The sequence below is a fragment of the Streptomyces sp. NPDC056347 genome (assembly GCF_042262625.1).
In the GTDB taxonomy this organism is placed as follows: Bacteria; Actinomycetota; Actinomycetes; order Streptomycetales; family Streptomycetaceae; genus Streptomyces.
In genome coordinates this window covers 1-13,932 of record NZ_JBHJQP010000072.1, presented here as the reverse complement: position 1 = coordinate 13,932, position 13,932 = coordinate 1, and the positions used below count along the sequence as shown (strand labels likewise).

14 protein-coding genes are annotated in these 13,932 nt (G+C 72.0%); 5 read left to right on the top strand and 9 right to left on the bottom strand.

The genetic code is table 11. The features are described 5' to 3' along the window. Window positions 1-17: 17 nt before the first annotated feature. Window positions 18-470, bottom strand: coding sequence for a DUF5709 domain-containing protein (locus ACFCV8_RS18410; protein ID WP_376686401.1), 453 nt, complete (start codon window positions 468-470; stop codon window positions 18-20). Between the two features lie 215 nt (window positions 471-685). Between ACFCV8_RS18410 and ACFCV8_RS18405 the strand changes: the two genes are divergently transcribed. Beyond that, window positions 686-916 (top strand): DUF6296 family protein, encoded by a 231-nt coding sequence (locus tag ACFCV8_RS18405; RefSeq protein ID WP_376686426.1) that lies wholly within the window; start codon window positions 686-688, stop codon window positions 914-916. 16 nt (window positions 917-932) lie between these two features. Here ACFCV8_RS18405 and ACFCV8_RS18400 read toward each other — a convergent pair whose 3' ends face one another. Next, on the bottom strand, window positions 933-1,337 hold the full coding sequence (locus tag ACFCV8_RS18400) for a cold-shock protein (protein ID WP_376686400.1): 405 nt from the start codon (window positions 1,335-1,337) through the stop codon (window positions 933-935). Window positions 1,338-1,458: 121 nt separating this feature from the next. Continuing rightward, entirely contained in the window at window positions 1,459-2,334 is an 876-nt protein-coding gene (locus ACFCV8_RS18395) for a DMT family transporter (RefSeq protein WP_376686399.1), read from the bottom strand. Window positions 2,335-2,459: 125 nt separating this feature from the next. Here ACFCV8_RS18395 and ACFCV8_RS18390 point away from each other — a divergent pair, with 125 nt between their 5' ends. Continuing rightward, a complete protein-coding gene (locus ACFCV8_RS18390) occupies window positions 2,460-3,608 on the top strand; it encodes a winged helix DNA-binding domain-containing protein (protein WP_376686398.1) in 1,149 nt (382 codons plus the stop codon). Window positions 3,609-3,629: 21 nt separating this feature from the next. Here the strand turns inward: ACFCV8_RS18390 and ACFCV8_RS18385 are convergent, their stop codons facing one another. Next, window positions 3,630-4,472 carry a response regulator transcription factor gene (locus ACFCV8_RS18385; protein ID WP_376686397.1) on the bottom strand — a complete coding sequence of 281 codons (843 nt, stop codon included), beginning with the start codon at window positions 4,470-4,472 and terminating at the stop codon, window positions 3,630-3,632. A gap of 135 nt (window positions 4,473-4,607) precedes the next feature. Here ACFCV8_RS18385 and ACFCV8_RS18380 point away from each other — a divergent pair, with 135 nt between their 5' ends. Both ACFCV8_RS18380 and ACFCV8_RS18375 read left to right on the top strand, forming a co-directional pair. Then, on the top strand, window positions 4,608-6,284 hold the full coding sequence (locus ACFCV8_RS18380) for an AMP-binding protein (RefSeq protein ID WP_376686396.1): 1,677 nt from the start codon (window positions 4,608-4,610) through the stop codon (window positions 6,282-6,284). Continuing rightward, a complete protein-coding gene (locus ACFCV8_RS18375; protein ID WP_376686395.1) occupies window positions 6,281-7,888 on the top strand; it encodes an AMP-binding protein in 1,608 nt (535 codons plus the stop codon). Before ACFCV8_RS18380 ends, ACFCV8_RS18375 begins: the two co-directional genes overlap by 4 nt. A 33-nt stretch (window positions 7,889-7,921) precedes the next feature. Here the strand turns inward: ACFCV8_RS18375 and ACFCV8_RS18370 are convergent, their stop codons facing one another. The 5 genes from ACFCV8_RS18370 to ACFCV8_RS18350 form a co-directional block, all read right to left on the bottom strand. Further along, window positions 7,922-8,143 (bottom strand): hypothetical protein, encoded by a 222-nt coding sequence (locus ACFCV8_RS18370; RefSeq protein ID WP_376686394.1) that lies wholly within the window; start codon window positions 8,141-8,143, stop codon window positions 7,922-7,924. 77 nt (window positions 8,144-8,220) lie between these two features. Then, the gene (locus tag ACFCV8_RS18365; protein ID WP_376686393.1) at window positions 8,221-8,784 is read right to left on the bottom strand and encodes a GNAT family N-acetyltransferase; all 564 of its coding nucleotides are present in this window, start codon (window positions 8,782-8,784) and stop codon (window positions 8,221-8,223) included. A 144-nt stretch (window positions 8,785-8,928) separates the two neighbouring features. Further along, window positions 8,929-10,320 carry an N-acetylmuramoyl-L-alanine amidase gene (locus tag ACFCV8_RS18360; protein WP_376686392.1) on the bottom strand — a complete coding sequence of 464 codons (1,392 nt, stop codon included), beginning with the start codon at window positions 10,318-10,320 and terminating at the stop codon, window positions 8,929-8,931. A gap of 291 nt (window positions 10,321-10,611) precedes the next feature. Further along, window positions 10,612-11,067, bottom strand: a complete 456-nt coding sequence (locus ACFCV8_RS18355) for an NUDIX hydrolase (RefSeq protein ID WP_376686391.1) — start codon at window positions 11,065-11,067, stop codon at window positions 10,612-10,614. A gap of 23 nt (window positions 11,068-11,090) precedes the next feature. Beyond that, entirely contained in the window at window positions 11,091-11,819 is a 729-nt protein-coding gene (locus ACFCV8_RS18350) for a hypothetical protein (RefSeq protein WP_376686425.1), read from the bottom strand. 273 nt (window positions 11,820-12,092) lie between these two features. Between ACFCV8_RS18350 and gcl the strand changes: the two genes are divergently transcribed. Further along, window positions 12,093-13,877: a glyoxylate carboligase gene (gene gcl, locus ACFCV8_RS18345; RefSeq protein WP_376686390.1), complete on the top strand. Its 1,785-nt coding sequence runs from the start codon at window positions 12,093-12,095 to the stop codon at window positions 13,875-13,877. The last annotated feature ends 55 nt before the right edge of the window (window positions 13,878-13,932 follow it).

Genomic DNA, 13,932 nt, shown 5'->3' with positions numbered 1-13,932 from the left:
GGCGGGAGGCCGGTGGCTCACCCCCGGCCGTCGGACACCACATGCATGGCGGCCTCCTCCGCGGAGGCGCCGGCCCCGTCGATCCCGACGTCCTCGCCGGTCGTGGTGTCCGGGTCGTCGATGTCAAGCTGCCGGGTGAGCCGGCCGGCGCGCACCGTACCGACCTCCGCGTCCCACAGCTCGCCGTCACCGTCCGGCAGATCACCCAGTCCGTCGCCGACAGTGTCGCTGGAGTCGGGCAGTTCGCGCGCCAGGCGGCTCTCCAGCGACTCACCGTCGCGCTGCTCGGCGGCGGTGGTGCCCCGGTCCTCCACCGCCCACGGCCGCTCGGGCGGTGAGTAGCCCTCGTCGAGCGCGTCGGCCAGCCCGCGGTTTTCCAGGGTGTCCTCGATGTCCAGCTGCTCGGTGAGCTCCGCGGCCTCCGGCTGCTGCTGGGGCTGGTAGACATCGTCTCCCCTGTCGGCATCCATCGTGGTGTCTCCCTTCCCGGCTGCGGGAAAAAGGGGGCCTGGCAGGCGATACCCGCGCGATTGCCGTCGAACCGCCCGTACGGTCTCAGGATAAATGGCCCGGGCGCGGACCCGCAGCCGTGGAGCGTCCGGCCGGGCGCCACCGGCCGGACGGAGAGACCATGGAGGGTGCGGGCGGAACCCTGCCCTGCCCCGTCCGCATCGGAGACGAGGACATGGACTACCCGGAGAGCTACCAACTGGTATTTCAGGCGTCCGCCGTCGAGGACGACACCGTCACCGTCCACCGCACCGCACAGTCGGGCGCGGGCGGGTTCCCGGTGTACGAGGACGAGACCGGCATCGTGCGCGCGGAGATCAGCGACCGTGGAGAGGTGCGCATGATGGCCAGCGGCGGACACCAGGTGCTGGGCACCCCGCTGGTGGTACGTGAGCGGAGCGGCTGAACCCGCCCCGCGGGCGTCAGCCCTCGGTCCAGCCGTGGTTCTTGGCGAACTGCAGGAGACTGCGCCGGACCTGGAGGATCTGCGTGCCCGTCAGCGTGGGCGCCGACTCCAGCAGGACATCGGTCACCGCCCGGGTGAACTCCGCCGCACTCAGCACGTCGCACAGCGCATCGTCGTCGGAGACGGCCTGGGGCACGGCCGCCGGCTTTCCGGTCGCCCCCTCGGCGAGCCGCACGGACGACGCCTTCAGCCCGCGCTCCCCGTCCTCGATCTCGAACTCGACCGCCGTACCCGTATGCACGTACGACTCCGGGATCAGCATGTCGTTGACATGGAGGAAGACGTCCTCACCACCGTGATCGGGCGCGATGAAACCGTACCCACGAGCTCCGTCGAACCGCACAACGCGACCGGAAACCACACCAACCCCCAAGAAGAACACGGGCCCCTTGCCCGCAACACCGCACATGTCCAGAAGCGGAGGATAGCGCCGAGCGGACGGGTGGCGCGACCCGGTCGCTCGAGGCCCGCTCGGGGGCGGCTCAATCCACCCGGCGGGCCGGCGGCCACCGCCTGTCCCCGGCCGCCAGCGGGGAACGGGCCAGCTCCGCACAGCCCGCCCCGATCAGGGCGAGCGCCACGGCCACCGGAAGCAGCCACCAGCCGGTGCGCAGCTCCTCACCGAACAGCGTCACCCCGTACGCCACGCTGATCAGCGCGTCCCCGAGGGTCAGCATCGGCTGGACGGCGACCAGCGTGCCCGCCTGAAGTGCGTTCTGGAGCAGGAAGAGCGCGCCCACCCCGGCCGCCGCAGTGGCGTACAGCTGCCAGGCCGTGAACAGCGCCCCCGCCCCGCCGTCCGTCAGCCGCGCCATGGCGTCCTTCATCAGCGCGGCCGTCAGGGCGTAACCGCAGGCGGCGGCCAGCCCGAGCAGCGCGCCCCGGGTGTTGCCGCGGCTGCCCTGCGCGGCGGCGACCAGCGCGGCCTCGAAGAGCCCGGTCAGCAGCAGCGCGGGAATCCAGGCCGGCGCGTGCACCGACGCCGACCCGCCGCCGGGGGCCGCCGAGGCCATGCCCAGCGCCAGCCCCAGTGTCACGGCCGCCACCCCGTACCAGGTCCGCCGCGGCAGCCGGACCCGCATCACGCAGGCGGCCATCAGCAGGGTGGCGGGCAACTCGATCACGAAGATCGGCTGGACCACGGCGATCGGCCCGGTGGCCAGCGCCACCGCCTGGCAGACGGCCGCGACGATCACCAGCCCGATCCCGGCCAGCCACAGCGGCCGGCGCAGCAGATGCCCGATCAGTGAAAGCCGCATCGCCTCGCTGTCGGGGACGGTCCGGGCGGCGCGGCGCTGGAGCACGGAGGCGGCGCCGTTGCTCAGCGCGGTGAGGAGGGCGAACAGCACACTGATCACCCGCCCCATGATGGCGGCGCCCGCCCCGTGATCCGGGGTCCCGCGCCACGGCGGGGTGTACACGGGACGGGGAAAGGAGCCAATGCGGACCGAAGCTGTCCGCAACGGCGCGTAGCGTGCCGGTCATGGCCGCCACGAAGAACTCCGCCGCACCCGCCGTGCTCTCGCCCCGCGCGCTGAACCGGGCCACCCTGGAGCGCCAGCTGCTGCTGCGCCGCACCGCGATGCCCGCGAAGGACGCGGTGCACCACCTGGTCGGCCTCCAGGCGCAGAACACCAGGCCGCCCTACTACCAGCTCTGCGCCCGCCTCGAGGGCTTCCGCCCCGCCGAGCTGGCCGCGCTGATGGAGTCCCGCGAGGTGGCCCGCATCGTCACCCTGCGCTCCACCATCCATCTGCACACCGCCGACGACGTACTGAGCCTGCGCCCGCTCGTCCAGCCGGCCCGCGACCGGGAGCTCAGGGTCTTCCGCGCCGGACTGACCGGCGTGGACCTCGGCCGGCTGCGGTCCCTGGCCACCGGGCTCGTCGAGGAGCGGCCCCGGACGCCCAAGGAGATCCGCGAGGCCCTGCACGCCGAATGGCCCGGGGCCGACCCACGGGCCCTGGGCACCGCCGCCCGCTGCCTGCTCCCCCTGGTCCAGGTCACCCCGCGCGGAGTGTGGGGCCGCAGCGGGCAGGTCGCGCTGACCACCGCCGAGCGCTGGCTGGGCGCCCCCGCACGCCCGGCGCCCGCGCCGGACGCCGCGGTGCTGCGCTATCTCGCCGCCTTCGGACCGGCCTCGGTGAAGGACATGCAGGCCTGGGCCGGGCTGACCCGGCTGCGGGAGGTGTTCGAGCGGCTGCGGCCCGGGCTCGTCACCTTCCGGGACGAGAACGGCGTCGAACTCTTCGACCTGCCGGACGCGCCGCGCCCTCCCGAGGACACCCCGGCCCCGCCACGCTTCCTGCCCGAGTTCGACAACGTCCTGCTCGGCCACGCGGACCGCGGCCGGGTGATCCCGCCCCGGTTCCACGGACGCAACGGCAAGGGCAACCAGGCGTACGGCTCGGTGCTCGTCGACGGCTTCCTCGCGGCGATCTGGTGCCACGACGGCGGTGGAGCGCCCGGCGCCCGCCCGTCCGTGCTCACCGTGCAGCCGCTCGCCGCCCTCGGCCCGGCCGAGCGCGACGCGGTCACCGAGGAGGCGCGGCGGATGCTCTCCGTCATGGCGCCGCCGGGCACGGCCGACACCTGCGACATCCGGTTCGCCGCCTTCGTGGACTTCGGCTGACACGAACGGCGGGGGCGGGCGCTACGGCAGCAGTCCCGCGCGGCGGGCCGCCACCACCGCCTCCAGCCGGGTGTGCGCGCCCAGCTTCCGCATCGCCGAACGCAGATAGCCCTTGACCGTCTCCGCCCCCAGCCCGAGCCGCTTCGCCGCTGCCGCGTTCGTCGCCCCCGCCGCCACGCAGGCCAGCACGTCCAGCTCGCGCGGCGCCAGCCGCACCCCGCAGGGCCCCGGCGTACGGGACCCGGCCGCCGAGGCGAGCCGCCCGCACACCGCGAGCAGCTCGTCGCGCAGCGCCGGGTCGCCCACCTTCGGGGCCAGGGCCCGCAGCTCGCGGTGGGCCTCGCGGACGTCCTCCCACGCCTCCGGGTTCGTCCGCGGATCGGTGACCTGCTCCCGGGCCGTGGTGAGCAGCTGCTGCACCTCGTCCCGTACGACCAGGGCCTGCTCCACGTCACGGGCGGCGGACACCGCCGCGTCGAAGGTGCGGTCGCCGAGCGTGATCGGCTCACGCAGCGCCCCGTACAGCACCCCGCGCACCCTGCGCCGCACCACGACCGGGACCGCGACCACCGAACGCAGCCCCTCCGCCGCGACCGCCAGGTCGTACTCGTGGCTGATGTGGCGCGAGGAGTGGTAGTCGGTCACCGCGCACGGCCGGGACAGGGCGATCGCCTTGCCGCCGAGACCGCTGCCCGCCGAGATCACCAGCCCGCGCAGCACACCGGTCTGCGCCCCGTTCAGCTCGGCGATCCGGGCATGGCGGGCGTCCGAGAGCAGCCCGCCGAAGGCCACCGGCAGGCCACTGGTCCGGCGCAGCCGCAGCAGCGCCGTCTGCATTTCGACCGCATCGACGGATTCCGGCACGCTGACGCCTTCCCGCCCGGGTCCGGGGCAGGAGGCTCGGCCGCCCTGCCGTACCCCCGTTCGGGGGTGGTGAGACCTGGGTCACTGTTTGGATGATGCTAAGTGACCGGTCCGGTCCGCAATCGAGGAGGGCACATGTCGGCAACCAGTGCGACGGAGACGTTCCGGGCCGCCCGGGACTTTCTCCTGAAGCATCGCGAGGACTACCAAGCGGCGTACGAGGGCTTCAGCTGGCCCAGGACCGATCACTTCAACTGGGCGCTCGACTGGTTCGACGCCATCGCCGAGAACAACGACCGCACCGCCCTGCACATCGTGGAGGAGGACGGCGGCCGCACCGAGGTCTCCTTCGCCCGGATGTCCGCCCGGTCCAACCAGGCCGCGAACTGGCTGCGCGCCCGGGGCGTAAGGGCCGGGGACCGGATTCTCGTGATGCTCGGCAACCAGGTCGAGCTGTGGGAGACCGCGCTCGCCGCGATGAAGCTGCGCGCCGTGGTCATCCCTGCCACCCCGCTGCTCGGCCCGGTCGACCTGCGCGACCGGGTGGAGCGCGGCCGGGTCCGGCACGTCCTGGTACGGGACACCGACACCGCCAAGTTCGACGAGGTGCCCGGCGACTACACCCGGTTCGCGGTCGGCGCGGACGTGCCCGGCTGGCTCTCGTACGCCGGGGCCGACGAGCAGCCCGAGACCTTCGAGGCGGACCGGGAGACCGACGCCGACGAACCGCTGATGCTCTACTTCACCTCCGGCACCACCGCCAGCCCCAAGCTCGTCGAGCACACCCATGTCTCCTACCCCGTGGGCCACTTGGCGACGATGTACTGGATCGGCCTGAAGCCCGGGGACGTCCACCTCAACATCTCCTCGCCGGGCTGGGCCAAGCACGCCTGGTCGAACCTGTTCGCGCCGTGGAGCGCCGAGGCGACCGTCTTCATCTTCAACTACACCCGTTTCGACGCGGCCCGGCTGATGGCCGAGATGGACCGCTCGGGCGTCACCAGTTTCTGCGCCCCGCCCACCGTCTGGCGGATGCTGATCCAGGCCGACCTCGCCCAGCTGAAGACCCCGCCGCGCGAGGTCGTCGCGGCCGGTGAGCCGCTGAACCCGGAGGTCATCGAGACCGTCCGGCGCGTCTGGGGCGTCACCATCCGGGACGGCTTCGGCCAGACCGAGACCGCCGTCCAGGTCGCCAACACCCCCGGCCAGCTGCTGAAGGCCGGTTCGATGGGACGGCCCAGCCCCGGTTTCAAGGTGGAGCTGCTGGACCCGGTCACCGGCGAGCCCGGCGCCGCCGAGGGCGAGATCTCGCTCGACCTGTCCGCCCGTCCGCTCGGCCTGATGACCGGCTACCACGGCGACCCGGACCGCACCGCCGAGGCGATGGCCGGCGGCTACTACCGCACCGGCGACATCGGCTCGCGCGACGCCGACGGCTACATCACCTACGTGGGCCGCGCCGACGACGTGTTCAAGGCCAGTGATTACAAGATCAGCCCCTTCGAGCTGGAGAGCGCGCTGCTGGAGCACGAGGCGGTCGCCGAGGCCGCCGTCGTCCCGGCCCCCGACCCGGTCCGCCTCGCCGTCCCGAAGGCGTACGTGGTGCTCGCCGAGGGCTGGGAGCCCGGCCCGGACACCGCGAAGGCGCTGTTCGAGCACTCCCGGGCGGTCCTCGCCCCGTACAAGCGCGTCCGCAAGCTGGAGTTCGCCGAGCTGCCCAAGACCGTCTCGGGCAAGATCCGCCGCATCGAACTGCGCGAACGCACGGCCCGGGGCACCGGCACCGAGTACGACGAGGGCGATCTGCGATGAGCGAGCTCTCCTACGCGCACGGCACCGGCACCACCCCGCTGCTCGGCGACACCATCGGCCGCAACCTGGACCGCGCGATCGCGACGTACGGCGACCGCGAGGCGCTGGTGGACGTCGCCTCCGGGCGGCGCTGGACCTACACCGAGTTCGGCGCGGCGGTCGGCGAACTGGCCCGCGCCCTGATGGCCTCGGGGGTCGCCAGGGGCGACCGGGTCGGGATCTGGGCGGTCAACTGCCCGGAGTGGGTGCTCGTGCAGTACGCCACCGCCCGCATCGGCGCCGTGATGGTCAACATCAACCCGGCGTACCGCGCGCACGAACTGTCCTACGTACTGCGACAGGCCGGGATCTCGCTGCTGGTCTCCTCGCTCGCGCACCGCACCAGCGACTACCGCGCCCTGGTCGGCCAGGTCCGCGCGGACTGCCCGGCGCTGCGCGCGGTGCACTACATCGACGACCCGTCCTGGGACGAGCTGCTGGCCGGGGCGGGGGCCGTGACGGCGGAGCAACTCGCCGCCAGGGAAGCGGAGCTGTCCTGCGACGACCCGATCAACATCCAGTACACCTCCGGCACCACCGGCTTCCCCAAGGGCGCCACCCTCTCCCACCACAACATCCTCAACAACGGCTACTTCGTGGGGGAGACGGTCGCCTACACCGAGCAGGACCGGATCTGTCTGCCGGTCCCCTTCTACCACTGCTTCGGCATGGTCATGGGGAACCTCGCCGCCACCTCGCACGGGGCCTGCATCGTCATACCCACCCCCGCCTTCGAGGCCGGTGCCGTGCTCGCCGCCGTGCAGCAGGAACGATGCACCTCGCTCTACGGAGTGCCCACGATGTTCATCGCGGAGCTGAACCTCCCGGACTTCGCCGGGTACGACCTCTCCTCGCTGCGCACCGGGATCATGGCCGGATCGCCCTGCCCGGTCGAGGTGATGAAGCGGGTCGTCGCCGAGATGCACATGGACGAGGTGTCCATCTGCTACGGCATGACGGAGACCTCGCCGGTCTCCACCCAGACCCGCCGCGACGACGACCTGGAGCGCCGCACCGGAACCGTCGGCCGGGTGCTGCCGCACATCGAGGTGAAGGTCGTCGACCCGGTGAGCGGGGTGACGCTGGAGCGGGGCGTGCCGGGCGAGCTGTGCACCCGCGGCTACGGCGTGATGCTCGGCTACTGGGAACAGCCGGAGCGGACCGCCGAGGTCATCGACGCCGGCCGCTGGATGCACACCGGTGACCTCGCGGTGATGCGGGAGGACGGCTACGTACAGATCGTCGGCCGGATCAAGGACATGATCATCCGGGGTGGCGAGAACGTGTACCCGCGGGAGATCGAGGAGTTCCTCTACAGCCACCCGAAGATCGCCGATGTGCAGGTGGTGGGTGTGCCCGACGACACCTACGGGGAGGAGATCCTGGCCTGCGTCATCCCGAGGGACCCGGCCGACCCGCCGACCCTGGACGAGGTCACGGACTTCTGCCGCGAGCAGCTCGCGCACTACAAGATCCCGAGGCGGCTGCGGATCCTGGACGGCTTCCCGATGACGGTCAGCGGGAAGGTCCGGAAGATCGAACTGCGGGAGGGGTACGGGGAGTAGGCGCCGCCGAGAGGGCGGGCCGCCCCGGGGCCGTCAGGCGGCTTCGATGATGCCGCCGGCGACACCCCGGGTGGCGGCCGCCCACTCGATCAGCAGTACTTCGTACGCGGCGGACTCCACGGAGGACCATTCCTGGCCCGCCTGGGCGTCGACGAACGCGCGGATCGCCTCGTTCGCCCGAGCGGCGGACGGGCTGGCCTGCCGGGAGGCGCGCGGACGGTCGAGGGTAGGTGTGTGACGTGGAGTTAAAGCCATGACCACTACCCTAAGGGCGGCCACTGACACCGGCCGAACAATTGCGGCCCCTCAGGCCCGAACGTGACCGATTGCACTCACTGTTGCCGGTCGGTTCCGCTGAGCTGCCGGGGGTCCACGGGGCCGGTGGGGCGCGGGATCGCCCGCCGCATGCAGACCCGTGGCCAGCGGTTCAGGCCGTGTTCACCCTCCTGGGCCCTGATCCGCCGCAGCCCGTCGGTGAGTTCGTCCTCGTCAAGGACGCGGAACCCGAGACGGGCGTAGTACGGCGCGTTCCAGGGCACGTGGGCGAAGGTCGTGAGCGTGAGCGCCCGTGTGCCGCGCTCGCCCGCCCAGTCGGCGAGGTGGTCGATGAGCGCGCGGCCCACTCCGCGCCGCGCGGCGGACGGATGCACGGAGACCTGCTCGATGTGGACGGCCCGGTCGACCGGGTCGGCGATCAGATATCCGGCCGGGCGGTCCGCCGGGTCCACGGCGACCCAGGCGCGGCCCGCCCGGTGGTAGGCGTCGAGCAGGTCGAGCGGCGGCGGATCGTCGTCCGCGATGGTCTCCATGCCGAGTGCGCGGAAGGGCTCTCCGGCGGCGCGCTCGATCTCCTGGAGCAACGGAAGGTCGGCGCGGCGGGCGGTACGGATGTGCATGCGCACAGTATGTCGCTCCGGGGCGCGCGTTCCGAGTGGCCGGCCCGCCGGGCGGTGACGGTGCCGGGCCGCGGGCGCGGGTGGTGTTCTTCGGACGGCGCCGGTCCCCACCGCGGGCGGACGATGGTGAGGACCGGCGTCGGGTCAGGCGTCTTCGCAGTCGGGGATTTCGTTTCCGTCGTTGTCGCGCGCTTCGTCGTTGCCCCAGCGTGAGAGGTAGTACGCGGAGACCCACTGGTTGGCCGGCCCCACGTCGAGGTCGGTCCGCAGCCACCAGTGGTTGTAGTTGTTGGAGGTGTCGCGGATCTCGCGCCCCGGGGCCTTGCAGAAGACGTAGTTGGTGCCCTGCTTGAGGGTGCCCGTCTGGACCGTGCTGGTCGGGGAGGCGTAGCCGGGCGCGTCGGCGAAGGTGTCGACCAGGGGGCGGGGCTGCGGGTTGCCGCCGGATCCCCCGACCAGCTTCATGTAGTAGTCCCAGTCCCAGTTCGGGCCCGGGTCCGTGTGGTCGTTGCCGGGGACCTCGACGTGGCCCAGGATGTGCGCCCGGTCCTTGGGGATGCCGTAGCGGTCGGCCAGGTCCTTGGTGAGCGCGGCCGACGACCGGTACATCGTGTCGGTGAACCAGCCCGGTTTGTTTATGTAGCCCTCGTGCTCGATGCCCACGGAGTAGGGATTACCGGAGCGCGCGTGCCACGCCGTGTTGGATTCCCGCACCATCTGCGTGACCTCGCCGTCCGAGGAACGGATCACGTAGTGCGCGCTGACCTGCGACGCGGGGTTCTGGAACCAGCTGATCGTGCCCGCGTAGGAGCCCTCGGTGACGTGGATGACGATTGCTCTGATCGCTTCGGAGCGTCCGGAGTCGTAGTTGTCGGAGGAGGCGGGAACCCAGCGGGCGGGCGGGTAGTCCGCTTCTGTGCTGTCGAAGCCGCTGCCCTTGTACGCGCCCTTCTCGGGGGCGACGTCGCGGCCGGTGACGGTCACCTTCTCGCCCTCGGCCGCCGCGGTGATGCCCTTGGCGAGGAACTCGTAGACGGTGTCCGCGTAGAGGGCGGCGGTGGCGCCCTTGGCGTTGCTGTAGCGGGCGACGACCGGGTACCAGGCGTTGAGGTCGCGCCGTTCGGTGCGGTCGAGGCCCAGCGCGTCGGCGTGCGCGCGCAGTACGGCGGCGCCGCCCTCGATGTTCGCCGCGGTGTCGTGGCGCAGCTCGGCGGGGGAGTGGCCGGTGATCTCGGCGGCCTTGTTCAGGGAGTGGTTGACGGGGTTGCTGACCAGGTGCATGACGCCGTATCCGCGGTCCTGGCTCGGCTTGCCGTCGTGGCCGTCGAGGTGGGTCTCGCCGTAGCCGACCGCGGCCAGCAGGTCCCGCGGGACGTCGTACTTCTTCGCCGCCTGCTCGAAGGCGGTGTTCATCGGGGTGCGGTCCTGCGGCGGGGCGGCGGTGGCCTGGACCCCGGTCATGGACAGGGCGGCGGCGACGGCGGCGGCCAGTGCCGCCGCACGGAGCCTGGCCGCTGTCGGTAAACGTCTGGGCATGGAAACTCCTGGCTGTAGAAGAAGGAAACAGCACAGAGTATCGATTGTGTCGAGGGCATGACAGTAGATACGGGTGGTGTCGGCGAGTGTGCGGTGACCGTCAACTCGCCTACAGGTATGGGGAACGCGCCGGCTGAACCGTCGGCCGCCCGCGCCCGCGCCCTCGGCATCGCAGGGTCATGTGCCCGGGTTCTCTGACCGACGGGCAGCGGGCCAGGCTGGAGTCGCCGGCGCCGCGAGGCATCCGGGCGGGCCGTTCGCCGCGAGGTGACGGTGCTGTTCGCCCGGTGCTCAACGAATGGCTGTGAAAGCCGCCTTGGCGCGGTCCAGCATGCGCATGGCGTCAGCCGCAGCCGGTGACAGCATGGTGTCGTCCCGCATGTCGGCCAGAGGCACCCATACCGCTGCCTCGGTGGAACCATCGACCTCGGTCACCGTCGGCTCCCCTTCCTCGAGGGCTACCGCGTAGAACAACGCGGTCAGGCTCCAGCTCACCCCGTTTCTCCGGGCCGAGTACGTCCTCGCGTCGAGCAGGTGGGCCTCGATCAGTTCGAGGCCCGTCTCTTCCATGAGTTCGCGGGACAGTGCCGCGACGGGCTGTTCGCCCGGATCGATGCCCCCGCCAGGCAGATGCCACAGGCCCGGCATGAAGACGGGCGAGGCATCCGACAGCCGGGCCAACAGCAGCTGATCATCCTGCACGGCGATGGCATACGCCGAAACGCGGGTCCCTGTCCGAGCGTTCACAAGCCCGTTCCTCCCTGTACCGGCTAGGCCCCGGTGCTGAGCAGTTCCTCGGCCGGGCCGTTGACCGGGCGGGGCGTGCCGGCGGCGTCCATCGTGAACAGTGGCACGCCCAGCTCGTCCGCCCGGGCCGCCGCGTCCGGAGCGTACCCGGAGAGCGAGAAGAGGACGCCGGTGACCTGGGCGCTGAGCGCGTTCAGCCAGAGGCACTCGACGTCGCGCAGCGCGGTCGGCCGGGAGACCGTGTCGACCTGGGCCATCACCCCGGTGGCCCGCAGGTCGATCCGGGTGGCCGAGGGGCGCGCGGGCCGGGCCACGTCGTGATAGCCCAGCCAGCCCAGATAGCGGGCCGCGGTCGCCAGGGCGTCGCCCGCGTCGCGGATGGCGGTGGACCGGAAGGCGGGCCGGGGGGCCGGGGCGGTGCGCGGCAGCGGTATGTGCGCGGGGGTGACGGGGCGGGCGGGGTCCTCGGGTGCCGCGTCACGGCCGGGGGCCGGGGCCGGGCGGACCGGGACGCGCAGCACCGTTCCGCACGGGCAGCACAGCTCCGGCCGCGGCCACTGGTCCCGGCGCCCGCAGGCCTCGCAGCGCACCGTCACCCGGTCGTCCCCCCGGGCCCGGCGGGTGACCCGGACGACCGGGGCGCCGGGCAGCACCGGCGGGGCGGTCGGCGCCCCGCACGGGCAGGGGTAGGACGGCGGGCGGTAGGCGTGCTCGCGGCGGCAGGCCGGGCAGCGTACCGGCACGGGTTCCACCATGGTCTCCCTCCGCCGCCCGGCTTCCCTTCCGGCCGGCTCCGTTCCGGCTCCATCGTCCACCAGGAACGCGGCCGCGGGGAATGCACCGGCACACTTCGCGCCTTCGCCCGCGCCCCGGCGGCGGCGCCGTGCGGTGTCTCTTGACGGCCGCCGGGACGCACCCCTACATTGACTTCCGTATAACAGAATCAAGTTTCCGTAATGCGGAATTGGTGCTCTCAGGCCGGCGCGACAGAGCCCGACTCCACCAGGTCCGAGCAGGAGCTACCCATGCCTCGAATGACCGCTGCCCGAGCGGCAGTTGAGATTCTCAAGCGTGAAGGCGTCAGCAACGCGTTCGGTGTGCCGGGCGCGGCGATCAACCCCTTCTACGCGGCACTCAAGGCGGCCGGCGGGGTTCATCACACCCTCGCCCGCCATGTCGAGGGCGCCTCCCACATGGCGGAGGGCTACACCCGGGCGCGCCCCGGGAACATCGGCGTCTGCATCGGCACGTCGGGCCCGGCCGGCACCGACATGATCACCGGCCTGTACTCCGCCATCGCCGACTCCATCCCGATCCTCTGCATCACCGGCCAGGCGCCGACCGCCGTGCTCCACAAGGAGGACTTCCAGGCGGTCGACATCGCCTCGATCGCGGCGCCCGTGACCAAGTCCGCGACGACCGTGCTGGAGGCCGCCCAGGTCCCCGGCGTCTTCCAGCGGGCCTTCCACCTGATGCGCTCCGGCCGCCCCGGCCCGGTCCTCGTCGACCTGCCCATCGACGTGCAGCTCACCGAGATCGAGTTCGACCCCGAGCTCTACGAGCCGCTGCCGGTGCACCGGCCCGCCGCCAGTCGCAAGCAGATCGAGCGTGCCCTGGAGCTGCTGGACGCCTCCGAGCGCCCGCTGATCGTCGCGGGCGGCGGCATCATCAACGCCGACGCCGCCGAACTCCTGGTGGAATTCGCCGAGCTGACCGGCGTCCCGGTCGTCCCGACCTTGATGGGCTGGGGCACCATCGCCGACGACCACGAGCTGAACGCGGGCATGGTCGGCCTGCAGACCTCGCACCGCTACGGCAACGCGACCTTCCTGGAGTCCGACTTCGTCCTCGGCATCGGCAACCGCTGGGCCAACCGCCACACCGGCAAGCTGGACGTGTACACGCAGGGCCGGACGTTCGTCCACGTCGACATCGAACCGACCCAGCTCGGCAGGATCTTCGCCCCCGACCTCGGCATCGCGTCCGACGCCGGGGCGGCGCTGGAGCTGTTCATCGAGGTGGCACGCGAACGGAAGGCGGCCGGGAGGCTCAAGGACCGCTCGCGGTGGGCCGCGTCCACCCAGGAGCGCCGCGCCACCCTCCAGCGCCGCACCCACTTCGACGACGTGCCGCTGAAGCCGCAGCGCGTGTACGAGGAGATGAACCGGGCCTTCGGCCCCGAGACCCGCTACGTCACCACCATCGGCCTCTCCCAGATCGCCGGCGCGCAGATGCTGCACGTCTACCGGCCGCGCCACTGGATCAACTGCGGACAGGCGGGCCCGCTGGGCTGGACGATCCCCGCCGCGCTGGGCGTCGCCACCGCCGACCCGGAGGGCTCGGTCGTCGCGCTCTCCGGCGACTACGACTTCCAGTTCATGCTGGAGGAACTGGCTGTCGGCGCGCAGCACCGCATCCCGTACGTGCACGTCCTGGTGAACAACTCCTACCTGGGGCTGATCCGCCAGGCACAGCGCAACTTCGACATCGACTTCCAGGTCAAGCTGGAGTTCGAGAACCTCAACTCGCCGGAGCTCGGCGTGTACGGCGTCGACCACGTCAAGGTCGTCGAGGGCCTGGGCTGCAAGGCGATCCGGGTCACCGAGCCCGACCAGTTGCTGCCGGCCTTCGAGGAGGCCAAGAAGCTGGCCGCGGAGTTCCGGGTGCCGGTGGTCGTCGAGGCGATCCTGGAGCGTGTGACGAACATCGCGATGAGCGGTACGGACATCGCGTCCGTCAACGAGTTCGAGGACCTGGCGACGGAGGCGGCCCACGCGCCGACCGCCGTCCGCCCGCTCGCCGCCTCCTGACGAACCGTACGGCCCGTCGGCGGCCCGTGGCCCCCGTCCCCGACCACCGGGGGGC